This window comes from Humibacter ginsengiterrae (genome assembly GCF_054780115.1).
In genome coordinates this window covers 1-25,033 of the sequence record NZ_BAAGWY010000017.1, presented here as the reverse complement: position 1 = coordinate 25,033, position 25,033 = coordinate 1, and the positions used below count along the sequence as shown (strand labels likewise).

29 protein-coding genes, 3 tRNA genes, 1 pseudogene and 1 riboswitch are annotated in these 25,033 nt (G+C 67.0%); of the genes and pseudogenes, 19 read left to right on the top strand and 14 right to left on the bottom strand.

From position 1 onward, the window contains the following. Window positions 1-78 precede the first annotated feature (78 nt). From ACYVII_RS16710 to ACYVII_RS16695, 4 genes are all read left to right on the top strand, one after another. Entirely contained in the window at window positions 79-1,443 is a 1,365-nt protein-coding gene (locus ACYVII_RS16710) for an FAD-dependent oxidoreductase (protein WP_460537186.1), read from the top strand. A gap of 211 nt (window positions 1,444-1,654) precedes the next feature. Beyond that, window positions 1,655-2,254, top strand: coding sequence for a SipW-dependent-type signal peptide-containing protein (locus ACYVII_RS16705; protein WP_460537184.1), 600 nt, complete (start codon window positions 1,655-1,657; stop codon window positions 2,252-2,254). A gap of 22 nt (window positions 2,255-2,276) precedes the next feature. After that, window positions 2,277-2,852 carry a signal peptidase I gene (locus tag ACYVII_RS16700; protein WP_460537182.1) on the top strand — a complete coding sequence of 192 codons (576 nt, stop codon included), beginning with the start codon at window positions 2,277-2,279 and terminating at the stop codon, window positions 2,850-2,852. Window positions 2,853-3,077: 225 nt separating this feature from the next. Continuing rightward, a complete protein-coding gene (locus tag ACYVII_RS16695; protein ID WP_460537180.1) occupies window positions 3,078-3,620 on the top strand; it encodes a hypothetical protein in 543 nt (180 codons plus the stop codon). 33 nt (window positions 3,621-3,653) lie between these two features. Here ACYVII_RS16695 and ACYVII_RS16690 read toward each other — a convergent pair whose 3' ends face one another. After that, the gene (locus ACYVII_RS16690) at window positions 3,654-4,568 is read right to left on the bottom strand and encodes a metal-dependent hydrolase (RefSeq protein ID WP_460537178.1); all 915 of its coding nucleotides are present in this window, start codon (window positions 4,566-4,568) and stop codon (window positions 3,654-3,656) included. Window positions 4,569-4,579: 11 nt separating this feature from the next. Then, entirely contained in the window at window positions 4,580-5,068 is a 489-nt protein-coding gene (locus ACYVII_RS16685) for a YajQ family nucleotide-binding protein (RefSeq protein ID WP_460537176.1), read from the bottom strand. A 130-nt stretch (window positions 5,069-5,198) separates the two neighbouring features. Between ACYVII_RS16685 and ACYVII_RS16680 the strand changes: the two genes are divergently transcribed. Then, entirely contained in the window at window positions 5,199-5,612 is a 414-nt protein-coding gene (locus tag ACYVII_RS16680) for an LPXTG cell wall anchor domain-containing protein (protein WP_460537173.1), read from the top strand. Between the two features lie 210 nt (window positions 5,613-5,822). Beyond that, window positions 5,823-5,904, top strand: a tRNA-Tyr gene (locus ACYVII_RS16675). Window positions 5,905-5,978: 74 nt separating this feature from the next. Here the strand turns inward: ACYVII_RS16675 and ACYVII_RS16670 are convergent. Further along, a complete protein-coding gene (locus tag ACYVII_RS16670) occupies window positions 5,979-6,359 on the bottom strand; it encodes a hypothetical protein (RefSeq protein ID WP_460537171.1) in 381 nt (126 codons plus the stop codon). After that, window positions 6,356-7,213 (bottom strand): serine hydrolase domain-containing protein, encoded by an 858-nt coding sequence (locus ACYVII_RS16665; protein WP_460537169.1) that lies wholly within the window; start codon window positions 7,211-7,213, stop codon window positions 6,356-6,358. The genes ACYVII_RS16670 and ACYVII_RS16665 overlap by 4 nt, the downstream gene beginning before the upstream one ends. A 233-nt stretch (window positions 7,214-7,446) precedes the next feature. Between ACYVII_RS16665 and panD the strand changes: the two genes are divergently transcribed. Together panD and ACYVII_RS16655 are read left to right on the top strand one after the other, a co-directional pair. Beyond that, window positions 7,447-7,824 carry an aspartate 1-decarboxylase gene (gene panD, locus ACYVII_RS16660; protein WP_460537294.1) on the top strand — a complete coding sequence of 126 codons (378 nt, stop codon included), beginning with the start codon at window positions 7,447-7,449 and terminating at the stop codon, window positions 7,822-7,824. Window positions 7,825-7,896: 72 nt separating this feature from the next. Continuing rightward, window positions 7,897-8,205 (top strand): DUF3467 domain-containing protein, encoded by a 309-nt coding sequence (locus ACYVII_RS16655; protein WP_460537167.1) that lies wholly within the window; start codon window positions 7,897-7,899, stop codon window positions 8,203-8,205. A gap of 78 nt (window positions 8,206-8,283) precedes the next feature. Here ACYVII_RS16655 and ACYVII_RS16650 read toward each other — a convergent pair whose 3' ends face one another. Then, window positions 8,284-8,766: a DUF805 domain-containing protein gene (locus ACYVII_RS16650; RefSeq protein WP_460537165.1), complete on the bottom strand. Its 483-nt coding sequence runs from the start codon at window positions 8,764-8,766 to the stop codon at window positions 8,284-8,286. Between the two features lie 21 nt (window positions 8,767-8,787). Then, entirely contained in the window at window positions 8,788-9,066 is a 279-nt protein-coding gene (locus tag ACYVII_RS16645) for a DUF6504 family protein (protein ID WP_460537163.1), read from the bottom strand. Between the two features lie 111 nt (window positions 9,067-9,177). Between ACYVII_RS16645 and ACYVII_RS16640 the strand changes: the two genes are divergently transcribed. After that, window positions 9,178-9,993, top strand: coding sequence for an inositol monophosphatase family protein (locus ACYVII_RS16640; protein ID WP_460537161.1), 816 nt, complete (start codon window positions 9,178-9,180; stop codon window positions 9,991-9,993). Between the two features lie 7 nt (window positions 9,994-10,000). Here the strand turns inward: ACYVII_RS16640 and ACYVII_RS16635 are convergent, their stop codons facing one another. Then, window positions 10,001-11,728 carry a glycoside hydrolase family 13 protein gene (locus ACYVII_RS16635; protein WP_460537159.1) on the bottom strand — a complete coding sequence of 576 codons (1,728 nt, stop codon included), beginning with the start codon at window positions 11,726-11,728 and terminating at the stop codon, window positions 10,001-10,003. A 148-nt stretch (window positions 11,729-11,876) separates the two neighbouring features. Beyond that, window positions 11,877-11,983, top strand: a riboswitch (TPP riboswitch). On the opposite strand from ACYVII_RS16635, the gene thiC reads away from it, so the two are divergent. Next, on the top strand, window positions 11,980-13,701 hold the full coding sequence (gene thiC / locus ACYVII_RS16630) for a phosphomethylpyrimidine synthase ThiC (RefSeq protein WP_460537158.1): 1,722 nt from the start codon (window positions 11,980-11,982) through the stop codon (window positions 13,699-13,701). (Overlaps the previous riboswitch by 4 nt.) Window positions 13,702-13,757: 56 nt before the next feature. Here thiC and thiE read toward each other — a convergent pair whose 3' ends face one another. Beyond that, entirely contained in the window at window positions 13,758-14,408 is a 651-nt protein-coding gene (gene thiE / locus ACYVII_RS16625) for a thiamine phosphate synthase (RefSeq protein ID WP_460537156.1), read from the bottom strand. A 24-nt stretch (window positions 14,409-14,432) separates the two neighbouring features. On the opposite strand from thiE, the gene thiO reads away from it, so the two are divergent. The 5 genes from thiO to thiD are packed head-to-tail and all read left to right on the top strand — an operon-like array spanning window position 14,433 to window position 18,823. Continuing rightward, window positions 14,433-15,704 carry a glycine oxidase ThiO gene (gene thiO, locus ACYVII_RS16620; RefSeq protein ID WP_460537154.1) on the top strand — a complete coding sequence of 424 codons (1,272 nt, stop codon included), beginning with the start codon at window positions 14,433-14,435 and terminating at the stop codon, window positions 15,702-15,704. After that, entirely contained in the window at window positions 15,701-15,958 is a 258-nt protein-coding gene (gene thiS / locus ACYVII_RS16615) for a sulfur carrier protein ThiS (protein ID WP_460537151.1), read from the top strand. The genes thiO and thiS overlap by 4 nt, the downstream gene beginning before the upstream one ends. A 2-nt stretch (window positions 15,959-15,960) precedes the next feature. Beyond that, window positions 15,961-16,734, top strand: a complete 774-nt coding sequence (locus ACYVII_RS16610; RefSeq protein WP_460537148.1) for a thiazole synthase — start codon at window positions 15,961-15,963, stop codon at window positions 16,732-16,734. Then, window positions 16,734-17,912 (top strand): ThiF family adenylyltransferase, encoded by a 1,179-nt coding sequence (locus ACYVII_RS16605; protein WP_460537292.1) that lies wholly within the window; start codon window positions 16,734-16,736, stop codon window positions 17,910-17,912. The genes ACYVII_RS16610 and ACYVII_RS16605 overlap by 1 nt, the downstream gene beginning before the upstream one ends. After that, on the top strand, window positions 17,909-18,823 hold the full coding sequence (gene thiD, locus ACYVII_RS16600; protein ID WP_460537146.1) for a bifunctional hydroxymethylpyrimidine kinase/phosphomethylpyrimidine kinase: 915 nt from the start codon (window positions 17,909-17,911) through the stop codon (window positions 18,821-18,823). Before ACYVII_RS16605 ends, thiD begins: the two co-directional genes overlap by 4 nt. Here thiD and ACYVII_RS16595 read toward each other — a convergent pair. Then, on the bottom strand, window positions 18,801-20,123 hold the full coding sequence (locus tag ACYVII_RS16595) for an ABC transporter substrate-binding protein (protein ID WP_460537144.1): 1,323 nt from the start codon (window positions 20,121-20,123) through the stop codon (window positions 18,801-18,803). The genes thiD and ACYVII_RS16595 overlap by 23 nt on opposite strands. Window positions 20,124-20,306: 183 nt before the next feature. On the opposite strand from ACYVII_RS16595, the gene ACYVII_RS16590 reads away from it, so the two are divergent. Continuing rightward, window positions 20,307-21,356, top strand: a complete 1,050-nt coding sequence (locus tag ACYVII_RS16590) for a LacI family DNA-binding transcriptional regulator (RefSeq protein WP_460537142.1) — start codon at window positions 20,307-20,309, stop codon at window positions 21,354-21,356. Window positions 21,357-21,442: 86 nt separating this feature from the next. On the opposite strand, the gene ACYVII_RS16585 is transcribed toward ACYVII_RS16590, so the two are convergent. Continuing rightward, window positions 21,443-21,685 (bottom strand): hypothetical protein, encoded by a 243-nt coding sequence (locus tag ACYVII_RS16585; protein ID WP_460537140.1) that lies wholly within the window; start codon window positions 21,683-21,685, stop codon window positions 21,443-21,445. Window positions 21,686-21,744: 59 nt separating this feature from the next. Between ACYVII_RS16585 and ACYVII_RS16580 the strand changes: the two genes are divergently transcribed. From ACYVII_RS16580 to ACYVII_RS16570, 3 genes are all read left to right on the top strand, one after another. Beyond that, the gene (locus ACYVII_RS16580) at window positions 21,745-22,278 is read left to right on the top strand and encodes a MarR family winged helix-turn-helix transcriptional regulator (protein ID WP_460537137.1); all 534 of its coding nucleotides are present in this window, start codon (window positions 21,745-21,747) and stop codon (window positions 22,276-22,278) included. Between the two features lie 46 nt (window positions 22,279-22,324). Continuing rightward, window positions 22,325-22,399 (top strand) — tRNA-Thr (locus ACYVII_RS16575). 39 nt (window positions 22,400-22,438) lie between these two features. Then, a tRNA-Met gene (locus ACYVII_RS16570) sits at window positions 22,439-22,512 on the top strand. A gap of 168 nt (window positions 22,513-22,680) precedes the next feature. Here ACYVII_RS16570 and ACYVII_RS16565 read toward each other — a convergent pair. The 4 genes and pseudogenes from ACYVII_RS16565 to ACYVII_RS16550 form a co-directional block, all read right to left on the bottom strand. Beyond that, window positions 22,681-23,003, bottom strand: a pseudogene (locus tag ACYVII_RS16565) (recombinase family protein); the annotation flags it as partial. 68 nt (window positions 23,004-23,071) lie between these two features. Next, the gene (locus ACYVII_RS16560; protein WP_460537135.1) at window positions 23,072-23,332 is read right to left on the bottom strand and encodes a type II toxin-antitoxin system RelE family toxin; all 261 of its coding nucleotides are present in this window, start codon (window positions 23,330-23,332) and stop codon (window positions 23,072-23,074) included. Further along, window positions 23,329-23,592, bottom strand: coding sequence for a type II toxin-antitoxin system Phd/YefM family antitoxin (locus tag ACYVII_RS16555; protein WP_460537133.1), 264 nt, complete (start codon window positions 23,590-23,592; stop codon window positions 23,329-23,331). The genes ACYVII_RS16560 and ACYVII_RS16555 overlap by 4 nt, the downstream gene beginning before the upstream one ends. 146 nt (window positions 23,593-23,738) lie before the next feature. Further along, window positions 23,739-24,050: a hypothetical protein gene (locus ACYVII_RS16550; RefSeq protein WP_460537131.1), complete on the bottom strand. Its 312-nt coding sequence runs from the start codon at window positions 24,048-24,050 to the stop codon at window positions 23,739-23,741. Window positions 24,051-25,033: the final 983 nt, after the last annotated feature.

Genomic DNA, 25,033 nt, shown 5'->3' with positions numbered 1-25,033 from the left:
CCGGAACGGATGCGTCCCATGCACGCCAGCAGCGCCCTCCACGCGGACAAGTTCCGTAAGGCAGAAAGGGAACCCTCCATGACCAAACTCCGCCTGGCGATCGTCGGCGCGGGACCGGCCGGAATCTACGCCGCCGACATCCTGCTGAAGGCGGAGCGCGAGTTCGACGTGTCGATCGACCTGTTCGACCAGCTACCGGCACCGTACGGCCTGGTGCGCTACGGCGTCGCTCCCGACCATCCGCGCATCAAGGGCATCATCACGGCGCTGCGGGAGGTTTTGGACCGCGGCGACATCCGCATCTTCGGCAACGTGCGGTTCGGCACCGACATCACGCTCGACGACCTCAAGCAGCACTACAACGCCGTCATCTTCGCCACCGGCGCGGTGCGCGATGCGGACCTGAACATCCCGGGGATCGAGCTCGAGGGGTCGTTCGGTGCTGCCGACTTCGTGAGCTGGTACGACGGGCATCCGGACTACCCGCGCACCTGGCCCTTGGACGCCCAGTCGGTCGCCGTGATCGGCAACGGCAACGTGGCTCTGGATGTCTCGCGCATCCTCGCGAAGCACGCCGACGACCTGCTCCCCACCGAGATCCCGGCCAACGTGTACGACGGGCTGAAGGCATCCCCCGTGACCGACGTGCACGTCTTCGGGCGCCGCGGGCCCACCTCGGTGAAGTTCACGCCGCTGGAGCTGCGGGAACTCGGCGAGCTGCGCGACGTCGACATGATCCTGTACGACGAGGACTTCCACTACGACGACCACGACCGCGAGGTGATCGCCGGTAACAAGCAGGTGCTCGTGATCGACCGGGTCCTGCAGCAGTGGCGGCAGCGCGAGGTGGGGCAGGCATCCAGGCGCCTGCACCTGCACTTCTACGCCCGGCCGGTCGCGCTCGTCGACGACGGCAACGGACACGTGTCGGCCATCCGGTACGAGCGCACCGCACCGGACGGTCAGGGGGGCGTCGTCGGCACGGGTGAGCTTCGCGAGGTGCCGGTGCAGGCGGCGTACCGCGCGGTCGGATACTTCGGCTCGCCGCTACCCGGCGTGCCGTTCGACAAGCGGCACGGCGTGATCCCGAACCACGAGGGCCAGGTGCTGCACGCGAAGGACAACACCCAGTTCTACGGCGTCTATGCCACCGGCTGGATCAAGCGTGGACCGGTCGGCCTCATCGGGCACACCAAGTCGGATGCCATGGAGACCGTGTCGCACCTCATCAACGACCTCGGCAACTGGTGGACGCCCGTCGACCCGTCCGAGGAGTCGATCGTCGAACTGCTCAGCTCGCGCGGCGTCGAGTTCACGAACCTCGACGGCTGGCACAACCTCGACGCGTTCGAGCAGGCGCTCGGCGCACCCCAGGGTCGCGCGCGCATCAAGGTCGTCCCGCGCGAGGAGATGGTGCGGGTCTCAAACCGGGCCGAGCATTAATCCGACGTCGTGGGGTGCGGGGAGCCGGATGTTCTCGGCCGACCACGTAGTTGACAGAACCTCATTTTTGCCTGGTCAGCCGAGAAAAATGCGACCGTAATGAGGGGTACAGGTCTGTCTATAGCTCTGCTTGACTGACCGTGGCCGTATCGGGCGGCCGCGAGAGTCAGAGAAGCCTCTCGTAAGGCATCGGTTGAAAGTGGTGCACGTCGTGTCTGTTACACGCAATCGCAAGGGAATCGTCCGAGCGATCCTTGCCGGAGGCATCGTTCTCGGCGTCGGTGCCGCGATCACGCTCGCTGCCTGGAATTCCTCCGATTTCGCGACCGGAACGTTCACAGCGGGAACGTTCGCGATCGAGGGGTCTACCGACGGCAGCCAGTATTCCAATCACGCTTCGACAGGTGCGGCCAGTCTCACGTTCGACGTCGCCGCGACGAACCTTTCTCCGAATGTGACGACCTATGCTCCATACGCGGTCCGGTTGACCGCCGCTACGACGTCGAACGGCACCGTGACGTTACAGCAAGGCACTACTACCGGTAACCTCACGGGTTTGTCGTACACCATCGTCGAGACCACGTCGATGACCTGTGATGCTGCCGCGGTGACCGCGGGCACCGCGCTTGTGCCGGCCAGTACGGCCCTCGGCACCGTGCCAGGGACGCCGACGTTTCCCCTCACCATGGGCAGCCCGAGCGGAACTGCCGGAAGCCCGCAATACCTGTGCGTTGCCGTGACGGCAGGCTCAAGCCTTACCCAGGCACAGAGCGCGACGGCGACGTGGCAGTTCACCGCCACGTCGAGCTAAACGAACGCCAATGGGGTCGGCGGTGAGCTCGATCGCGGAGCAAGGGCAGCATGTCCGCGGCTCTCGCACGCCTTGGGCACGAATCGAACCGGTTCTGCGCACGGCGCTTCTCGATATCGCGGCGGTACTCGGAACGATCTGCATCGTGCTCGTCGTCCTAGCACTCGTTTTCCACATCACGCTCATCATGTTCAAGACCGGGTCGATGACGCCCACCATCCCGACTGGATCCCTTGCCGTCGTAAAGCAGATCCCGGCGTCCGAGGCACGCGTCGGCGACGTCGTCACCGTGGACCGGCCAGGGCAGCTCCCGATCACGCACCGTGTGGTGGAGACGAATCCTGCAGCAGACGGTGCGACCAAGCTGGTGCTCAAAGGCGACGCGAACGCTGCGATCGATCCCGCGCCATACACGGTGCGCACGGTGCGACTCGTGCTGTGGTCGGCTCCCGGGCTCGCGTACTTCGTGGTGTGGCTGGGCAACCCGTTCGTGCTGGGCGGACTCACGCTGAGCGTCGCCGCGCTGGTGATCTGGGTGCTCTGGCCGCGGGGCGACAAGGCGGTCCGATCCGGGCGGCACAGGCGAGACAGGGTATGAGTGTGGTGCGCGTTCGACTGATCCGCAGGGCGGGAGCACCCACTTCTCACTGTGGTGCTGGCGCTCACCAGGCTCGGTACGATGCGGCTCGCGGTCGACGCCTCCGGGGAGGACGAGCCCGCTACGAGTCCGTGGCTCGCCGCGACGAGCTCGACGCCACTGGGTGCAGCACTACTGGAGCTTGCAGCGGTTTCACTGTTGTCGCGCGGGCGAGGATACGACGACGTGACTGAGCAGAAGCGGGCGAGCCGGTGGCGGGCGCGAGCCCTCGCCGGCTGTGTTGCGGTTGCCGCGGTGCTGGCCGGCCTTGCCTTCGAGCCCGCGGAGACGGATGCGAGTTGGCGGGCTTCCGAGTACGGAGGCGCGACCTTCACGGCGATGACGCTGCAGCAGCCCACGATCACGAAGTGCACGTACGTGACCGGGGCGCTGGGAGTGACACCGGTCGCAACACTGACCTGGTCGTTCCCCGGGATGTCCCCGGCCCTGGTAATGCCGAGCAACGCGGGCTTCGCATCAGCGGCGGGAATGGTGCCGGCCACCTCGCTGAACGGCCTGGCGACCGGAACGGCTGTGAGCACCACGCCGTCCAGCGGCGCTGCCGCGTCCTACACAACGACGATGACGCTGCCTCTCCTGGGCGGCACACTCTCCGCGAGCTACACCATCGGCATTCGCACCGCATGGAAGGGCTGGACATCGACGTATGCGAGCGCCGTGGCTTCCAGCACACTCGCCGGCCTGAACCCGACGTGCGCAATCCGCTGATGTGGCCGGGTCAGCGTCTTATCGCCGCCCCGCTCACCGAGGTTGCGCGGTGCACCGCATGGTCAGCGTCGGCGTACCCGCGTCGTCGCCGAACTCAAGCACGACGGATGCCTCGCCCAGCTGCCCGAGTGAGCTCACGTGAGTGCCACCGCAGGCGATCCGGGCGGAGGCCGCGGGCCCCGCGACGGGTCCGTCCGAGACCTCCGGCAAGTCGCACACCCAGAATCGCGGGTCGCCGAGACCGTCGCCGTCGCGCTCGATGTGCACGGGCGCATCCGTCGCTATCCAGGTCCGAAGCGCCTTCGAAGCAGCCGCAGCCACCGCCCCGAGCGCATCCGCGAGCCCGTCGGTGGTGAATCCCTTGCGCCGCAGCGACTTGTTGAGCCGGAAGACGTCGACGGATCCGTTGGGCACAATCGTGGAGGACTGGATCGCCTCGTGGTCGAAGTCCGGCCAACCAAGCGCATCCTCTCTCACGGGTTTCGTCCATCGGTCCGCGAGCGCTTCATTGAGCGCAAGGGATGCCAGGTGGCACAGCGTGTGGCCGACGGAGAGCTCGCGGCGGTGCGCGGCATCAACGCTCACGACGACGTCGTCACCGACCGCGATGCGGCTCGGCGCCTGAAGCACGTGCGCGACGACGAACGCCCATCCCTCGGTGCCGCGACGCACCGGAACATCGTCGCCGACGAACAGGTTCGTTCCGTCAGTCGCGCCGACGACGACGTCGATCATCGGCACCTCCCGCCCATCCACGAGGATCGATCCGGTGTCCGGTCCCTGATCGGGCCAAGCGCGGTCGACGGGATGTGCTGGGGTGCGATCCAGCAGAACGAGCTCCTGCCGATCGCCGTACGGCTGAAGGTGCAGCACGACGGCTTCGGCGCGCAGTGCCTCGGGCCCCGCGGAGGCGTAGAGAACGGTGGTGTCCGTAGAAGGCAGCGGCATGGATGCCCGTCTCAGCGGAAGTTCACGAACTGCAGGTCGACGTCGACGTCGGCCTTCTTGAGCAGCGCGATCGTGGCCTGCAGATCGTCCCGGCTCTTCGACGAGACGCGCACCTCGTCGCCCTGGATCTGGCTCTTCACCGACTTCGGCGCCTCATCGCGGATCAGCTTGTTGATCTTCTTGCCGGCTTCCTGATCGATGCCCTGTTTGAGCGCCACCTCGAGCCGGAACTCCTTGCCGCTGGCGTACGGCTCACCGGCATCCAGGCTCTTCAGCGAGACGCCGCGCTTGATGAACTTCGACTCGAGCACGTCGAGGATGGCCTTGACCCGCTCCTCCGAGTTGGCCTTGAGCAGGATCTTCTCGCCGCTCCACTCGACCGATGCCCCCACGTTCTTGAAGTCGTAGCGCTGGTCGACCTCTTTGCGCGCCTGGTTGACGGCGTTGTCGGCCTCCATCTTGTCGACTTTGCTGACGACGTCGAACGACGAATCTGCCATGACTCAAGCTCCTCACGCGATCGATTCCGTATCCCTGCGAGTTTAAGGGGCGCACCGAAGGCTGGTGACGCGCGGCAATTCGGCCACCTGTCGCGGCTTTTCGGCCCAGAGGCTCCTCTATGCTTGCCGCGTGACCGAACACTTCGGCGGCCTCGCCGCAACCGGATCCGACGTGACGCCCTGGCTGATCGTCGCCGGCATCATCGTGCTGCTGGGTGTGATCGCGCTCATCATCGCCGGTGCGGTGCGCTCGCGGCGCGCCGAGCGCCAGGTCGAAGACGCGGCGGAAGCGGTAGCGGATGCCGGCGGCACGCTTCCGGAACCCGACCCGGAAGCATCCGGCTCGGCTGAGACGGTCATCGAGGAGGCGTCCGAGCTGGGCGCGACGGATGCCCGCACGGCGCCACCCGCGTCGCCGTCGCCGCCGGAATCGCCCGCTCCGGGGTCGCCCGCGCCGGGATCGCCCGCGCCGGGGTCGCCCACCCCCGGTGGGCCCGCGGACGGTGGAGAGGGCCTGTCGTCGGACAACTCGCCGAGGCCCTGACGCCCATCCGATCGACCTCCGGCGCGCTTCGACTCGCTGAAACCGGGGGTTCGTGCTGAGGCCCGGGCACAATGCGCCGGTTTCGGCGCGATCCGCCGGTTTCGCAGCGATCGGGCCCGGGACGGCCGACGATTTCACCGGATGCGAGAGCGTGGGTATCCTTGAGTTCGCGCCTTCGGTCAGGTGATCACACGTGGTCGGGAGCGCCTCGGCAGGTTACCCAAGCGGCCAAAGGGATCTGACTGTAAATCAGCCGGCATAGCCTTCGGGGGTTCGAATCCCTCACCTGCCACTGTGTGCGTCGAGCCCCTTCTGACCTGGTCAGGAGGGGCTCGGCAACGTACAGCCGAAGCCGCGGCCGCATCGTCACTTGCTCATCGGCGGCGCGTCGTCGGGAACGAGATATCCGCCGATCTGACGGAACAGCGTGTCGGACGAATTCGCGTAGTCGCCCTGGTCGTCGAAGGCGGCGGGAGTGAACGTGCAGGCGACGGCGATCGCGACCTTCTTGGACGGCAGATAGGCCTCCGTGGCGCTGTAGCCGCTGAGCAGAGGATTCTGCAGCATCCACGAGCCCGAGCGAACCACACCGAGGCCGTAGTTGTAGCCGGGAACCTGCGTGAAGCACGAACCGCCGCACACCGGCAGGTGGGTGCCGAAGCCGATCAGCTTCGAGTCGGTCATCGCGTGGAAACTCGCCTTCGACAGTAGCTTGCCGGTGCCGATCGCCACGGCCGTCGTCGTCATGTCGGTGATGTCGGTGGTCTCGGCCGCGCCGATCGGGGTACCCCACGCCGGGTTCCAGTACGTCGACTCCTCGTAGAACGGGCTGCCAGGGGCACGCCCAGCTGCACCCTTCGTTCGGAGCTGTATGCGTGCAGCGTCGGCCCGGGGAAGACCGCTGTCGAGTTCGCGACGGTGTTCTTCAGACCCATGGGATCGAGCACCTTCTGCTTCAGCAGCTGGTCGAGCGGCTTCTTGCCGATCATGGCGAGAATGTGACCCAGGATCATGAAGTTGGTGTGCGCGTAGCTCCAGTTCGTGCCGGGAGCGAACTCCATCGGCCGGTCGAACGCGTATTTGATGCGCTCATCGAACGTGAAGAGGTGGAACGGGTTCGTGTTGTACGCCGCCGTCCACCCCGGGTCGGTCTCGAAGTCGGGGTAGCCGGATGTCTGATTCGCGAGCATCTTGAGAGTCACCTTGTCGGCGTCCGGAAGCTCGGGCATCCACTTGTCGATCGTGTCATCGAGTGCGACCTTGTGCTCGTCCACGTACTGCAGAAGCAGGTTGCTGAGGTATTCGAAGGCGACGGCCCCGTTGCGGAACTGCATATCGGTCTTCGCCGGGACACCGGTCATCGAGTCCCCGAACGCCTGCATGGCCACGACCTTGCCGTTCACCGTCACTCGCACGATGACAGCTTTCAAGTGCTGCTGGGTCATGGCCGTGCGCACGAGCGACGCTATGCCTTCGGCCTGTTTGGAGTCCGGCGCCGATGAAGACCCGGTCGATGCCTTCGGCGCGGGCGACGCCGTGCAGGAGGTAAGCCCCGCGGCCGTCACCAGCGCGACGACAATGGCTGTTCCGATCCAGGCCATACGGGAGTGAACTCTCGCGACTGCCGGTTCTGGGTGCACCATGGCGGCTCCGCTCGTCGCAGAACGCTGCGGGAGCGGCTGCCCTTTTGACACTACGCGCCCGGACGGAGGACCGGTCGTGCGCATTCCGCTCCACAACGGGGGACACGCCTCGACGCTCGGTCGTCTCGATAAACTGTCGCAGCCCGCCCGCTTCGTCCCTTTCGCTGAGGAGTCCCTCCGTGCGCGTAACCATGCTCCGTGCCAAGATCCACCGCGCGACGGTGACCAGGGCTGACTTGCACTATGTCGGGTCCCTGACCGTGGATCGCGATCTCCTGGCCGCGTCTGGCATCCTCGTGGGAGAGAAGGTCACCGTGGTCGACATCGACAACGGTCAGCGGTTCGAAACGTATGTGATCGAGGGCGAGCCGGGCTCTGGCGTGATCGGTGCGAATGGTGCGGCCGCCCGGCTCGTCGCCCTCGGCGACCGGGTGATCATCATGGCCTACGGGTCGGTGAAGCTGTCGAAGGCATCCGGGGTGCGACCGAAGGTCATCATGGTGGATGCGCAGAACCGCGTGCAGCACACCGGCGAGGATGCCGCATTCCCCACGACGTATCCATCGTGATCGGCGACCGCGTCGATTGTGCAGCAGCTGACTCCACGCTGAGTCAGCGGATGCCCGGATAGGCTCGTCTCCATGCCCGACGAGCAGCGGAACGTGCCGACGCAGATCAACTTCGACATCCCGACGGAGGTCGAGGCGGGCAGTTTCGCGGACTTCGCCAGCATCTGGCACACCGACAGCGTGTTCGTGCTCGACTTCGCATCGTTGCGCGGTCCGGCGACCGAGACACTCGACGAAGACGGCGAACCGCAGCGCTCGGTGAACGCGAGGGTCGTGACCCGGGTGCGCATTCCGCCGGAGCAGGTGTTCGAGCTCGCGAAGGCGCTGACCCGCGAGCTCGAGCTCTGGGAGCAGCAGACCGGCAAGCGTTCGGGGCAGTAGCGCAACTGGCGGCGCCCGCTGTCAGCACCGGGGCACCCGGCCCGTCGGCTGGACCGGCGGCCCGTCAGGGGCAGTGCGTCAGGCCCGGTCGAATCGCTTTCCGTAGCCCTGCTTCGGCAGGATGCCGAAGATCACGCCGATCACCTGGCCGGCGAACGGAATGAGGGTGAGCAGGAACCACCATCCCGCCAGGTTCGCGTCGTGCAGCCGGCGCACCATCACGGCAATGGTCGGAACGATCACCGCAAGCACGTACAGCCCGAAAACGATGCCGATCACCGTGCTCCCCGTCGTCGGCCTCGGCGCGAACGGCCCCGCGAGGCCGTTCGCCATCTCGACACCGATTCCCGCGAGCAGGAACACGACGATGTTCAGCGCGTACGCCCACCAGAACTCGCTGCGACTCGCCCGACCATGGAACACGGCGTATTTCGCGAAGTACCGACCGATCGCATCCTGCGGCGTCGCTCGGTAGATCGGCTTGTCCGACGGATGCCTGCCCGCGGCGATCTCCGCCGCATCGACGGCATCCTGCGCGAAGTCGTCGGCCCCGGTGCTCACGATCACATGCTGCCACGAGCGTCAATCGATGACGCGAATCAGCTCCCACACGCCGAGGTCTGCGAGGCGCACATCGAACACGCGGGTGTCGCCGTCGTCACTCGTGCCCTGGAAGCGCCAGCCCTTCAGTGGCGTCGGCGGATGCGTGATCGCCGGACTCAGCGGAATGCCGGGCTCGGGCCCCAGCCGAGTCGGCGTATCGGTGACGCGGTAGCGACGGCCGGCCCAGAACATCCGTCTCGGAACGCCATCTTCATCGATCCAGACGGTGACGATGTCGGTGGTATGAGTGATGCTCACGGCAGACCTCCTCGCATAACAATCGAACACAACTTCGATGAAAGGAGAATAGATCGATTGCGCGCGACACGCCAAAGAGATCCTCCAGGCGGCGGCCCCTAGCATCGAGGGGTGCCTTCCACTATCGATGAGCTCCTGATCCTTGCCCGCACGATCGCCTGCGAGGCCGGCGATCTCGTGCACAGCCGGCGCGAGGAGGGTGTCGAGGTCGCGGCGACGAAGACGGCACCGGAAGACATCGTCACGGCGGCGGACCGCGAGTCCGAAGACCTCATCAGAGGACGCATCGCAGACGCCCGCCCCGGCGACGGCTTCTTCGGCGAGGAGAGCGACGCGAGCGCGAGCAGCAGCGGACTGACGTGGATCGTCGACCCGATCGACGGCACCGTCAACTACCTCTACGGCATCCCGGCGTACGCTGTCTCGATCGCCGTGGTGGAGGGCGACCCCGACCCGAACACGTGGCGCTCGCTGGCATCCGCCGTCGTCAATCCGGCCAGCGGCGAGGTGTATACGGCGAGTGCCGGCGGCGGCGCCTATCTCGGACGCAAGCGGCTGCAGGTGGCCACAGGCAAGCAGTTGTCGCTCGCCCTCGTCGGCACGGGCTTCTCGTACGACTCCCGCCGGCGCGGGCTGCAGGCCGAGGCGGTGAGCATGCTCATTCCGCGAGTGCGAGACATCCGCCGTATCGGTGCGGCCTCGCTCGACCTCTGCAATGTCGCGTCAGGGCGACTGGATGCCTACTACGAGAAGGGCCTCAAGCCCTGGGATCACGCCGGCGGCGCGCTCGTCGCCGCGGAGGCGGGCGCGAAGGTCGCCGGCCTGCACGGTGCGGAGGCGAGCCGCGCGCTGACGATCGCGGCGGAGCCGGGACTCTTCGCGCAGCTCGAGCCGATTCTGGACGAGATCGGCGTCGCCGACCGCTGAGCGGGCGTCAGCCCAGAATCCACACCGCCGTGTCTGCAGGCAGCTCGTGGTCGTCGAGGGGCTCGCTCGAGACGATCACGTCGCCCTCCGGAAGCGGAATGGATGCCCGCCCCAGGTTCGCCAGCACCGTCACGTCCCCGTTGCGGAACGCCACCACGTCGTCGCCGTAGCCCTCCAGCCACTCGAGTATCCCGCTGCCCAGCGAGCGTTCCTCTCGTTCGGCGAGCAGCAGTTTGTAGAGCGAGAGCGTCGAGTCGGGCTCGTCGCTCTCCGCGTCCCGCGCCATCGTCGCCCACTCGGCCGGCTGCGGCAGCCAGCTCTTCCCGCTGTCGCTGAACCCGTACGAGGGACCGGACGCCGTCCACGGGATCGGGACGCGGCATCCGTCGCGGCCGTAGCGTTCGCCGTGCGTGCGGAACCAGGTCGGATCTTGTCGTGCGGAGTCGGGCAGATCGATCACCTCGGGGAGCCCCAGCTCCTCGCCCTGATAAAGGTAGGCCGAGCCTGGCAGCGCGAGCATCACCGTGGTCGCGGCGCGGGCTCGCCGCAGCCCCAGCGCCTTGTTCGGGCGGTACGGCGTCTTCGGCCCGATCCCGTGGCCCTGCGGGCTCTCATCCGCGAGTCCGAAACGGGTCGGATGCCGGATCACGTCGTGGTTCGAGAGCACCCACGTGCTCGGGGCGCCGACACCGTTGAACGCGTCGAGCGATTCCTCGATGACTGCACGCAGAGCATCCGGATGCCACGGCGTCTCGAGGTAGGTGAAGTTGAACGTCTGCTGCATCTCGTCGGAGCGCACGTACCTGGCGAGCTTGGCGGGCGGGCTCACCCACGCCTCTCCGCACAGCGCTCGGTCGCCGTCGTACTCCGCCAGCACGTTGTGCCAGTCGCGGAAGATGGCGTGGCCGCCTTCCTGCGCCCACATCGGCGAGCCGGGCTCCTCATCGCTGATGTCGGGCTCGAGCGTCACGCTGGCGCCGCTCATCGAGCCGCCGCGCTGCTCGGGCGTGTAGTCCGGCAGGCCCTTCGCCTTGACCATGCCGTGCGCGACGTCGATGCGGAATCCGTCCACTCCGCGATCGAGCCAGAACCGCAGGATGCCGCGGAACTGCTCCCACACCCAGGGGCTCTCCCAGTTGAGGTCGGGCTGCGACGAGTCGAACAGGTGCAGGTACCACTGTCCAGGGGTGCCGTCCGGGTTCGTCGTGCGGCTCCAGGCGGGGCCCCCGAAGACCGACTCCCAGTTGTTCGGCGGAAGCTCGCCGTTCTCACCCTTGCCGTCGAGGAACCAGTAGTGGCTCCTCGCCTCGCTGCCCGGAGCGGATGCCAGCGCCTCTTGGAACCAGCGGTGATCGGACGACGTGTGGTTCGGCACCAGGTCGACGATGACGCGTAGCCCGAGGTCGTGGGCGGCCGCGAGCATCCGGTCGAAGTCGTCGAGCGTGCCGAACAGCGGGTCCACGTCGCAGTAGTCGGCGACGTCGTAGCCGGCGTCGCGCTGCGGCGACGTCATGAACGGGGAGAGCCAGACCGCGTCGACACCGAGGTCTTGCAGAGCGGGCAGGTGAGCGGTGATACCGGGCAGGTCGCCGAAGCCGTCGCCGTTGCTGTCCGCGAACGACCGCGGATACACCTGATAGATCACCGCTGTGCGCCACCACTCGTTGCCGGTGCTGGTCGGCGTCGCTGCGGTGTCGCTCTGCGGGCCGGTCGCTTCGTGCGGTGCCTCCGACATGGCTTCCTCCGTCGAAGGGGCCGTGTTCACCGTTGTATTCACCACTGATACGTCCTTGATTCGAGTCGTTGCATGCGTGTCCATCCATGCTCTCGCACGTGCCTGATGACCGGCGGCTGCCCTTCGGCCGGAACGTTGATAGGGTGATGGCGATCTACACGGGAGCCCTTGCAAGGGCTGAGAGGAAGCTGCCGCAGCTTCGACCGTAGAACCTGTCCGGACAATGCCGGCGAAGGAAGTAGGGCTCCTCCATGGATTCGATCCACCCATCGCACACGCTCGCCTATCTGCGCGACGACGAACACGGCATCCGTGTTCCGGTCACCTCGATCTCGCTGGGCACGACGTCGGACGAGTCGTTCGTGGCCTACCGAACGGCCGGGCCCGGCAGCGACCCGGTGCTCGGGCTCGCGCCGTTCCGTGAGGAATGGATTGCAGCGCGCGGCGACACAGAAACGTACGAAGGCCGCGGCCGCGACCTGAACGACGATGGCAGGGCCGCGCAGCGCCGAGGTGCGGCCTCCGCCGAGTGGAAGGGCGCCAAGCCGGTGCCGCGCCGGGCCCTGGACGGCCGCACGGTGACGCAGATGCACTACGCCCGGCGCGGCGTGATCACCCCGGAGATGCGCTTCGTCGCTTTGCGGGAGAACTGCGATGTCGAGCTCGTCCGCGCGGAACTCGCCGCGGGGCGGGCGATCATCCCCAGCAACATCAATCATCCGGAATCCGAGCCGATGATCATCGGCAAGGCGTTCCTGGTGAAGGTGAACGCCAACATCGGCAACTCGGCGGTGACCAGCTCCATCGCCGAGGAGGTCGACAAGCTGCAGTGGGCGGCCACCTGGGGTGCCGACACCGTGATGGACCTGTCGACCGGGGACGACATCCACACCACCCGAGAGTGGATCATCCGCAACTCACCAGTTCCGATCGGCACCGTTCCGATCTACCAAGCGCTGGAGAAGGTGGGCGGCGACGCGAACGCGTTGACATGGGAGCTCTACCGCGACACCGTCATCGAGCAGTGCGAGCAGGGTGTCGACTACATGACCGTGCACGCCGGAGTGCTCCTGCGCTATGTTCCACTCACTGCCGAAAGGGTCACCGGGATCGTCTCCCGCGGCGGATCGATCATGGCGGGATGGTGCCTTGCGCACCACGAGGAGAACTTCCTCTACACCCACTTCGACGAGCTGTGCGAGATCTTCGCTCGCTACGATGTCGCGTTCTCGCTCGGCGATGGGCTGCGGCCGGGTTCCATCGCCGACGCGAACGACGCCGCCCAGTTCGCCGAGCTCGACACGCTGGCCGAGCTGACCAGGCGGGCGTGGGAGTTCGACGTGCAGGTCATGGTGGAGGGCCCCGGGCACGTTCCGTTCCACCTCGTGCGGGAGAACGTCGAGCGTCAGCAGGAGCTCTGCGACGGTGCCCCGTTCTACACCCTCGGACCGCTGGTCACCGATATCGCGCCTGGCTACGACCACATCACCTCGGCGATCGGTGCGACCGAGATAGCCCGTTACGGCACCGCGATGCTCTGCTACGTCACGCCGAAGGAGCACCTCGGTCTTCCGAACAAGGATGACGTGAAGACGGGTGTCATCACCTACAAGATCGCCGCGCACGCCGCCGACCTGGCGAAAGGGCATCCGGGCGCCCACGAGCGGGACGACGCGCTTTCGAGAGCGCGATTCGAGTTCCGGTGGCGCGACCAGTTCGCGCTCTCCCTCGACCCGGTCACCGCGGAGGAGTTCCACGACGAGACCCTGCCCGCGGAGCCGGCCAAGACCGCGCACTTCTGCTCGATGTGCGGGCCGAAGTTCTGCTCGATGCGCATCTCTCAAGACATCCGGGACGAGTTCGGCGGACTCTCCGAGCAGCAGGTGATCGCGGGCATGAACGAACGATCCGCCCTCTTCCGCGCGTCGGGCGGACGGGTCTACCTTCCCGAGCCCGGCGTCGGCCGCCCGTAACCGTCGTGATGTCCGCCCTGATCACGAGGCCGTTCGGCGACGTCCGGACGGCCGGTTCACTGAGGATGCGCGGGGTCTTCCAGAAGGGGCAGGGCGCCGCACAGCCGGCGTGCGGCCTCCTCGGGGTCGTCGGCGTCGGTGATCGCCCGCACCACGACGACCCGCCGCGCACCGGCATCCACCACCTCGCCGATGGTGCTCGCGTCGATGCCGCCGATCGCGAACCACGGGCGCGGCGTGCTTCGTTGCGCCGCGAACCTGATCAGCTCGGTCCCCACGGCCGCGCGTCCGGGCTTCGTCGGCGTGGACCACACCGGCCCGACGCAGAAGTAGCCGAGATCGGGAGCGGCGATGGCGGCATCCACCTGTGCAGCGGTGTGGGTGGACCGGCCGATCGCCGTCTGCGCTCCGACGATCGCGCGCGCGGCGGACGGCGGCAGGTCCTTCTGTCCGAGGTGCAGCACAGGGGCACCGGCCAAGCGGGCGATGTCGGCGCGATCGTTGACCGCCCAGAGCCTGCCGTGCTGTGCAGCGACCTCGGCCAGGGCCACGAGAAGCTCGAGCTCTTCGCCGCCTTCCAGCGACTTGTCCCGCAGCTGCACGATGTCGACGCCGCCCCGATATGCGGCGGAGACGAAGTCGGGGAAGTCGCCTTGGCGGGTGCGCGCGTCTGTGCAGAGGTAGAGCCGGGCGGCATTCAGGGACACCGGTCCAGCGTAGCGAGGCAGGGAATGCGTGCGACGAACGGCCCCGAGGTGGTCGATGTCGCTGTCATCGGCGGCGGGGTCATCGGGTTGAGCATCGGGTGGATGCTCATGCAGGCCGGGTACTCCGTGCGGGTCATCGATCCCCGACCGGCAAGCGGGGCCACCTTCGCTGCGGCGGGAATGCTGACGCCCATCGGCGAATACCACTACCAGGAGGAAGCGCTTCTCGACCTTATGCTGGCTTCGGCGAACCTCTATCCGCGGTTCATCGAGTCGGTACCGGGGGCGGAGGCAGCGTACCTCGCGAATGGCACCCTTCTGGTCGGCCTCGATCGCGGTGACACGCAGGCGTTGGCTGACCTGCACGCCGCGCTTCGGCGGAGGAACCTCGTGGTCGAACCGCTGACGCGGAGCGGGGCGAGGCTTCAGGAGCCGTTCTTGGGTCCGCGGGTGTCCGCCGCCTATCGCGTGGCGGGCGACCATCAGGTCGACCCTCGTGTGCTGGCACAGGCGCTCGCCGAGGGGCTCTCCCGGGGTGCGCGGGCCGGCATCGTGCGGCAGCGCGTCGTCGCCCTGGTGCACGCGGATGCCTGCGACCCCGTTTCGCCAGTCGTGGGCGTGCAGCTCGACGACGGCACGTCCATCGCCGCTGGCGAGGTCGTCGTCGCCAACGGCGTTGCGGCATCCGGGCTCGACGGCCTTACCGGAGCAGGCATGCCGCTTCGTCCCGTGTATGGCGACATCCTGCGCCTTCGAGTGCCCGAACACCTGCGCCCGTTGCTCACCATGACCGTCCGGGCTCTCGTGCACGGAGCGCCGGTCTATCTGGTTCCTCGTGCAGACGGCACCGTCGTGCTGGGCGCGACCCAGCGGGAAGACGGCCGAAGCGGTGTCTCGGCCGGCGCCGTGCATCGCCTGCTCTCCGACGCGAAAGAAGTGCTCCCCGCTGTGGCCGAGCTCGACCTCATCGAGGCGACGACGCGAGCACGCCCCGCGACGCCGGACAACGCGCCTTTCCTGGGACGGACCGGTGCAGGTGACGGCACGGATGTGCCCGGGCTGATCATCGCCACAGGGTTCTTCCGGCACGGAGTGCTGCTGGCTCCGATCGCGGCCGAGATCTGTCTCGACCTGGTGCGCGGAAGCGAAGACTCGCGCTGGTCCCGGTTCCGTCCCGACCGGTTCGGGCCACGACCGGCCGCATTCGCACCACGAGCAGAGTTGTCCGCACCACAGGCAGAGCAATACGCACCGACGGTCGAGCCATTCGCACAGCAGGAAAGGAGCACGTCGTGATCGAGATCGTCGTGAACGGGCGACCGCGGTTCGCCGACCCCGGATGCACGGTGGCCGGGGTGCTGGCCGAAGTCCTCGCATGCTCACCGGCCGAGCCGCAGAACGCTCCACGTGATGGGAACGACGCCGAGCGGCAGCCGACGGGCCTCGCGGTCGCCCGCAACCTCGTGGTCGTGCCGCGAGCGCGATGGAACGACACGGTGCTGGCCGACGGCGATGTCGTGGAGGTTCTGACCGCGACCCAGGGAGGCTGACCGTGCTAACGGACACCCTCACTATCGACGGCGTCGAACTGGAGTCGAGGCTCATCATGGGAACGGGCGGCGCGCAGAACCACTCGGTTCTCGAAGCCGCCCTCGTCGCTTCGGGTAGCCGCCTCACCACCGTGGCGATGCGCCGGCACGTTGCCTCCGCCCAGGGGTCGCTGTTCCGGCTGATCACCGAGCTGGGCATCCGAGTGCTTCCCAACACCGCCGGGTGCCTGACCGCGCGCGAAGCCGTCGTCACGGCCGAACTCGCGCGCGAAGCGGTGGGGACAGACTGGGTCAAGCTGGAGGTCATCGCCGACGAGCGCACGCTGCTCCCCGACCCCGTCGAGCTGGCCAGCGCGACCGAGGAGCTGGTGTCGCGCGGTTTCGTCGTCTTCGCCTACACGAACGACGATCCGGCGCTGGCCCTGCGCTTGGAGGAGACAGGGGCCGCGGCCGTCATGCCGCTCGGCGCCCCGATCGGGAGCGGTCTCGGCATCCTCAACCCCCACAACATCGAAATGATCGCGGAACGCGCGTCGGTGCCAGTCGTGCTCGACGCAGGAATCGGCACGGCGTCGCACGCGGCTTTGGCCATGGAACTCGGATGTGACGCGGTGCTCCTCGCGACGGCGGTGACGAGAGCGCAGGACCCGGTGGGAATGGCCACGGCCTTCCGGCACGCCGTCATCGCCGGCCGTGCGGCTGCGGTCTCCGGGCGCATCCCGGAACGGAGGGCCGCACTTGCGTCCTCCCCGATGGAAGGGCGGCCCGACCTGTGATCGCGTCCGAGAGCACGCCGCGGCCTGCGCCCCTCGTGGAGCCCGGCCCGCCGCTGGTGGCGGATGAATTCCAGCGCTACGCCCGCCATCTCTCGTTGCCCGGATTCGGTGCGATCGGCCAGCGGCGGCTGAAGGCGGCGCGAGTGCTGGTCGTCGGAGCCGGCGGCCTCGGCTCGCCCGTCCTCGCCTATCTGGCGGCGGCGGGCGTCGGAACGCTCGGCGTGATCGACGACGACGTCGTGGAGCCGAGCAACCTGCAACGTCAGTTGATCCACAGCTCGGGCGACGTGGGCAGGCTCAAGACGGAGTCGGCTCGCGCCGCGATCGGCGCGATCAACCCGCTGGTCGAGGTGGAGACCCACGCCGTGCGACTCACCGACGACAACGCGGTCGACCTTTTCGCACGATACGACCTCGTCGTCGACGGCTCCGACAACTTCGCGACCCGCTACGTCGTCTCCGACGCCGCCGGTGTTCTCGGGATGCCGTGCGTGTGGGGCTCCATCCTGCACTACGGTGCCCAGGTCAGCGTCTTCTGGAACACCTTCGGCCCCGGCTATCGCGACCTCTACCCGGATGCCCAGGCCGAGGCGCCGACCTGCGAGTCGGCGGGCGTGCTGGGGATGCTGTGCGGAGCGGCCGGGTCGATCATGGCAGCGGAGGCGGTCAAGCTCATCACCGGTACCGGTCGTTCTCTGCTCGGCAGGCTGGTGGTCTTCGACCTCGGCGAGGCGACCTGGCGCGAGTACCGCATCGCGTGCGATCCGCCCGCAACGGGGGAGCCGGGAAGACGTACGCCGGGGGCCGCGAACCGTCTCGCGTCCGGATCCCGCCGGCCGGCCGCCGAGGTGCACGAGATGGCGCCTTCGGAACTTCGCGCGAGGCTGTGCGCTCCCGGAAACGTGGGGCTCGAACTCATCGACGTGAGGGATGCCGGGGAGTACGAGGTCGCCCACATCGAGGGGGCACGATCGCTGCCGCTGCAGCAGCTCGGAGCGGAAGGCGCGCTTCGCGACATCCCCTCCGGCCGTGCAGTACACGACACGGACGTCGTCGTGTACTGCACGGTCGGCACGCGATCCCGCGCGGCCGCAGCGATACTCAGCGACGCGGGCTTTCCACGAGTCAGCGTGCTCGCCGGGGGCATGGAGCGGTGGATGGCGGAGTCCTCTTCGTGAGCGACGCACACGGCCGCATACCGCGCGTGCTGAGCGTCGCCGGAAGCGATCCGACCGGCGGCGCGGGCATCCAGGCGGATCTGAAGAGCATCGCAGCGAACCGCGGCTACGGCATGGCCGTGGTCACGGCTCTCGTGGCGCAGAACACGCGCGGCGTGCGTGCGATGCACGTGCCCGGAGCCGGGTTCCTCACCGAACAGCTCCGGGCTGTCAGCGACGACGTCGCGATCGACGCGGTGAAGATCGGCATGCTGGCCGACGCGGAATCGGTCGGGGCTGTCGCACATTGGCTGCACACGACCCGGCCGCCGAGGGTCGTCTTGGATCCGGTTCTGCTCTCCTCGTCAGGGCACCGCCTGCTCGATGCCGCAGGAGAACGAGCACTGCCCGCACTGTTCGAGGCGGTCGACGTGATCACCCCCAACCTGGACGAATTGGCCGCGCTGACCCGTGCGCCTCGGGCCGGCACATGGCGGGACGCCCTCGAACAGGCGTCCGTGCTCTCGGCGGCGTACGACATGATCGTTCTCGTCACCGGCGGGCACGCGGAAGGCCCGGCCTCGACGGACGCGCTAGTGGATGCCGGGGGCCGGCTGGGCGAGCACGGAAGGCTCTTCGAGGCGACGAGCGCCCGCATCCAAACTCGGAACACCCATGGCACCGGATGCTCGCTGTCGTCCGCAATCGCCACCCTTCAGGTCCGCGTGAACGACTGGCCGCGGGCGCTCGTCGCCGCGAAGCAGTGGCTTCACGACAGCCTGGCGCACGCGGACGAGCTCGACGTCGGATCGGGTGCCGGTCCTCTCCACCACTTCCATGCGCTGTGGGAAGGCGTCGGAACTCGCGCGCTGCCGGGCATCCACGTTTCCGTTCAGGATGCCCGCGCGCTCACTTCTTCAGCTGTGACATGAGCGTCGACTGAAGCGTGGTGAGCGCTTCCTTCGGCGTGGACTTCTGCGAGAGAACGGACTGGGCGAACGTGGACATCGCCGGCGTGCTGTCGACGAGCGTCACGTTCGAGAACAAAGCCGTGCCGCCGGGTGCCGCCCACGTCTTGCAGATCGGCTGCCAGACATCCACCAGCTTGACGTTGGACGGGTTCGACTTGAACTCGCTGGTGTCGGCGATCGACCTCAGCGGCGGCAGGCCGATGCCGGTGTTCTGGGTCCATAGCGCCGACATGTGCTTGTAGTAGTAGGTCAGGAACGCCTCAGAGCCCTTCTGGCTGGGGGTGTTCTTGTACATCATGATGTTGTTCGGGAAGTAGAGCGCGCCCTTCTTGCCCGCCGCGCTCACCAGCGGGTCGCCGAGCACGAGTTGCTTCTGCACCGGGCCGGTCACGTTCTGCGGAAGGCCCGGCACGTCGATGCCCATCGCGCAGGTGCCCTTGCTCCACTGCGTGTTGGTGTTGGTGCTGGAGTAGCCGAGGTTGCCGGGGTCGACGTACCCCTTGCGAACCATCTCGACCACCCAGTCGAGCGCCTCGATGTTGGCGCTCGTGACCAAGTTCGGTTTCTGCTCCTCATCGAAGATGCCGCCGCCGTTGTTGATCATGACGCCCGTGAGGGTCTGGAAGCTGTTTCCGCCACTCGTATTGCTGCTCAGGCTGAACCCGTACACACCAATCTTCTTCAGCGCCGCTGCTGCATCCAGATAGCTCTGCCAGTCGGTCGGGGGCGTGGCGCCCGCCTTGTCGAGCAGCGTCTTGTTGTACCAGAGCACGCGCATGTCGAGGTTGTACGGAATCGCGACGTAGCCCTTCTCGGTCTTCATCGCGTCGAGCAGTCCTGGGAGGAAGTCGTCGTAGAGTCCGTTGGACTTCCAGCTGTCGATGAGGTGGTCGGCATACGCGATCTTGCCCTGTTTGGCGAACTGGAACGCCTGGGTGCCGCCGCCTGAGCTCACGGCAGGCCCCGTGTTCGACGCGACAGCCGACGAGAACGTCTGGTTGAAGTTCGACCACTGGATCTCCTGGTACGTAGCGGAGGGGAGGCCCTTGGCCGGCTTGTACGCGAGGGTGATCTTCTTGTCCAGCGGATTGAACTTCGTGCCGCCCCACGGCATGTTCCAGAACTTCAAGGTTCCGCCGGATGAGCCGGAGCCGCTCGAGCCGGAGCTGCAGGCCGCAAGTGCCGCGGTGGCGATGCCCGCCCCGGCCGCAGAGAGAAAAGCGCGCCGGGTGAAGGCGCTGGCGGGTGTCGATGTCGACATGGTTCCTCCTCGCGGCACGCGCCGCTTGTTCGTCGTTGAACGTTGCCGTTCCGGGTCCGGGATGTTTGCGCAATACCAGCGCGAAGTTTTCGGTGCTATCGGAAGCATGCCGCGATATGTCTGGGAGCGCAACATATTTCAGGCGATAAATAGTTTGCGCAAGCCGTGCTCTACGATGACGTGGTGCCCGCCAAGAGACCCGCTGCCGGAGAGGGTCGCGCGCGCCGCCCGACTCTGTCCGCCATCGCGGAGCGAGCGGGCACGAGCATCCCGACGGCGTCGAAGGCGCTGCGCGGCGGTACGGATGTCGCGCCCGCGACGAGGAAGCGCATTCTGCGGGTCGCGGAGGAACTCGGGTACGCACCGGCCGGCAGGGACCCCACCGCGGCATCCGGCCAGGACTCCGCGCTCGTCGACTTCGTGCTGGCGTCGGGGGAGAGCTCCTGGACGAACCGCGCGCTGACCGGCGTCGAGGCTGCGGCAGGCGAGGAAGACCTCGATGTGGTGATCACTCTGGTGCGCGACCAGTCCGACTGGGTGGACCGAGTGCTGCGCCGCCCGTCGCGCGGCGCCATCCTGGCACTGGTCGCGCCGACGCGTGACCAGTGGCGGCGGCTGTCCGATGCCGGCCGACCCGTCGTGCTGCTCGATCCGATGTCGGCGCCTCCTCCCGGCGTCGGAAGCGTCGGTGCGATGAACTGGCAGGGCGGAAGGTCCGCGGCCGAGCACCTGCTCGCGCTCGGCCACACGCGAGTCGGGGTCATCGATGTCTCCGACTCCTTCGAGTACAGCAGGGCGCGCCTCGATGGGTTCCGCTCCGTGCTGGCCGCATCCGGTCTCGACCTCGCGCCATCCCATCACACGCATGCAGGATGGCAACGCTCATCGGGTAGAGACGCCGCGCTGCGCATGCTGTCGGCATCCGACCGTCCGACGGCGCTGTTCGCCTGCACCGAGACGCTGGCGCTCGGCGTGTACGACGCGGCAGCGGAGCTGAAGCTCATGATCCCCGGCGACCTCAGCGTCGTAGGTTTCGACGACCTGCCGGAAGCGGGCTGGGCGTCTCCGCCGATGACGACGGTGCAGCAGCCGATCGCCGACATGGCGGCCTCTGCCTTGCGGATGCTGCTGAGGATCGGCCGGGCGGGCAGCGACTTCGACGACCACCCGCCGCGAGAAGAGTTGGCCACGAGGCTGATCGTGCGAGGCTCGACGGGCTCGGTGAGACCCTGATTCGATCCTCGGTCGTTTCCGCTCGTTGAGCAGCGATTCCGGCTGATGGCACAGCGACGCGAAGTGCTTCGAATCGAAACGCCGCGCTACGCCGCGCCGAGCGGGCAGACGAGGCGGCTGGCCGTGCGCTGGTCGTCCGACCGCAGAACGGTGTGCGACGTCATGGGTGCGCCGCAGAGTGGGCAGGGGTTGTCGGTGCGACGCACGTCCGGACCTTCCGGATGCCCGGCCCCGAGCTGCGCGGGACCGGTGAACGTGCGGACGATCGCGTTGAACCGCTCGTACCAGTTCCAGAACTTCCGCTGCACGACTCTCCCGCTCACTGCCACGCTAATCATTAGGGTACAAACTATTAGGGTCAGCGTAACATCGTCCCCGGAGGTGCTGCATGGCCAAGCGCGCAAACGGAGCGAGTCGCTCGACGGATGCCGAGGCATCCATCGCATCCGACGTCATCCTCGCTCCCGACGAGCTGCTCAAGCTCGGCAACCAGGTGTGCTTCGCGCTCGCCGTGGCATCCCGCAGCGTTATCGCGCTGTATCGCCCGGTGCTGGAGCCGCTCGGGCTGACGCATCCGCAGTACCTCGTCATGCTGGCGCTGTGGGAGGAGAGCCCGCGCACCGTGGCGGCGATCGGTCGTGCCTTGCAGCTGGAGCCGGCGACGTTGTCTCCGTTGCTGAAGCGGCTGGAGGCATCCGGTCTCGTCAAGCGCGAGCGCGACCAGAACGACGAGCGGATGTTGCGCGTCACCCTCACCGAGCAGGGCCTGCGCCTTCGTGAGAAGGCACTGGATGTTCCACCGCAGATCGTGGAGCGCCTCGGCATGGAACTGTCGGAACTCGAGGCTCTCCGTGGCGCGCTGCACCGTGTGATCGACGCCGCTACGACGGTCCGTCACGTGGCCGATCGGCCCGCCGGATGATGGTATTCTCGTACGGTTGCCGATCGGACCTCACGTCTTTCGGTGCGCCCCGATAGCTCAGTGGTAGAGCACTTCCATGGTAAGGAAGGGGTCGTCAGTTCAATCCTGACTCGGGGCTCCAGCTCGGTGCAGCGGCTGTCTCAGTCGGCACGGAGTCTGCGGCGGGATAGCTCAGGTGGTTAGAGCACACGGCTCATAATCGTGGTGTCGCGGGTTCAAGTCCCGCTCCCGCTACTCACCTGGAAAACAGTGGGAACGGCAGTCCTTGAAGGGCTGCCGTTCTTGTGTATCCAGGGCTGTTTGGACACACTTTGGACACCCCAGTGTCCGGTCTCGGCACTCATGTACCGCGACGATGACGCGCCCGGCCCTGAGGTGATCGCAGACGTCACCGCTGTGTCCGCGGCCGACGGGATCGGTGGAGTCGTAGAGACTCCCGCACAGACTCAGCACCACCCCCTTAGCCGTCAGCTCCGTGGCGATGTCCCGCGCATCCCGTAACGATCTCGCCAAACGATCCAGCTTGGTGACGACGAAAGTGTCGCCCGATCGAACCGATGCCAACGCCTCCCGTGAACCGGGACGGGCACGGTTCGTGCCGTCAGTCCGTGATCGACGAAGACCCGACTCTTATCCACTCCCAGCCGTACAAGAGCATCCCGCTGAGCAGTCAAGTCCTGTTCGGCAGTCGACACTCTCGCGTAGCCGACCTGTATCTCATTCATCAGAGCACCATCACGCAGAACCGAACCGTCCACAGCAGGATTGAGGATCGTGCGGGTCAATCGCGGGGTTATCGGTTGTGGACCTCGCGTCGGTGTGCAGCGCGTATGACGGTCACCCTGAGTTCTTCGTCGAAGATGTCATAGATGACCCGGTAGTCGCCGACGCGGATACGCCAGGCCGTGTCCTCCCCGACCAGCTTCTTTGCTCCGTGCGGTCGTGGGTCTTCCCCGAGATCGTCGACTGCATCCAACACGCGATCACGCGCCGGTCGGGGTAGCTTCTTCACCTGCCGTGCGGCAGCGGTGGTGAAGTCGACGCGATAACTCACGAGGAGAGGTCGCGGCGCAGCTCGTCGAGGCTGACGCGGCTGCCGTCATCGGCCGCTTTCGCCTCGCGATACGCGGCAACATCCTGCCCCATCTCGAAGGCCTCGAGTTCCTCCAGGTCCGCGACGCCGATCACCACGGCCGCGAGCTTGCCATTACGCGTGACGCCGATGCGTTCTCCGGCGTACATCGCGCGCCCCAGCACTTCCGAGAGCTGGCTACGAAGCTCCCGCGTCGAAACTTCCGTCGTCACTGTTTCCATGTGTCGATTATGGCCGCATGTTCAACTGTGTACACGATTGCGATCCTCAAACCACTGTGTGCGAAGGTGGATCCGCTTTCGTGCGAGCGATGTGGACCACTGAGTGTCGGCGGTCGCCCTTCGATGTTCGGTGTTCCGCCGACGGGTTATCCGCCCCAGTATCCGAGGGCGGTGCCGGGCGGTGCTGTTGCGCAGGTGGCGTTGCTGGGAACTTCGAGCGAATCGGCGCGGATGCCGGCCCCGTCGTTCACGGGTGTCACTTCGATGACGAGCCCGTTCTGAGCGTTGGGGCTGGCTGCGTACTCGATGATTTCTGCGTCCACGTGGACATCCCCGGCGGCGTTGCTGCTGGTCACTTCTTCCAGCGTCAGTCCTGCCGGAGAGTGCGCCTTCACGTAATCGACCACTGACTCGACCGATGCGCCGGGTACCGTCCAGTACCCGATGACGTCAGCCATGGGTTGGCACCAGAAACTCATCGCGAGGGCGGAGGCGACGCCGTCTGGTCGTGTCGGGCTAGCGGCAGCGCCGGGTGGAACGGAGACGGTGGCGAGGCGGGCTCGCGCTGTTGCCATGGAGGCGGGGTCCGCGGTCACTCCAGGTTGAGGTGACGGGAACGCTGGCCCACGAACCGGAGTTTGAGCCGGCGGGGGCGCTCCGATGTCGGTTGGAGCGGGTGGAGCTGAAACTACGGCACTGTGAGCGTCGATGCTGGCGCAACCCGACAGGGCAAAGCAGAATGCGACGGCGACAGTTCCAGCGCCGACGCTGACCCGTCCGGAGGGCCGACGTGCACGAGCACGCTTCTCGCCGATACGCTTCACGCGCGTCAGGCTACTCCCGCAAGTAGCCGACGCCGAGACGCTGCAGACGGTACCTTCATGGTGCTCGTGACAGCAGCGGCGTTTTCCTCAGCCGAGGTTCTGGAAAAGGTTCGCATCGCGTGAGGTGTGGCCGTCCCCGTTTGTCACGTAGAGCTCAAGAGTGAACTTCGGTCGCCGTGCTCGAGCGCGAAGTCGATCCACTGTTCAGGGGCGGTGATGGTGCCCCTGGAGATGATCTTGCCGTACTTACGTTCCTCGGTACTCATACTCGCGCCAGTGCGCTCAGCTGGGTCTCGCACCGGGTACCGCACGGTGTACGCCGACGAAGGCAGCGAAGCAAGGTTCGGCAGGAATCGCACGTCAGCTTTGCCGTTACCGACCGAATGCTCAGCCCATCGGTAGGTGGACATGTCCGGTGTCAAAGAGTCATTGAGATCACGGATACCCGACCGGTCGCTCTGTGGATCGATCGGCGCAGCGCTTCCACGCGGGGTGCGTCTCGTAGCGTGGTGTCACTTCCCGCGGGGTTCTCGTCGTCGTTGACGTAGGAGGGCCATCGTGGGATGACCAGTTGTTTCCGGCAAGAAGCAAAGCGAGATCCCACGATGACCGATAAC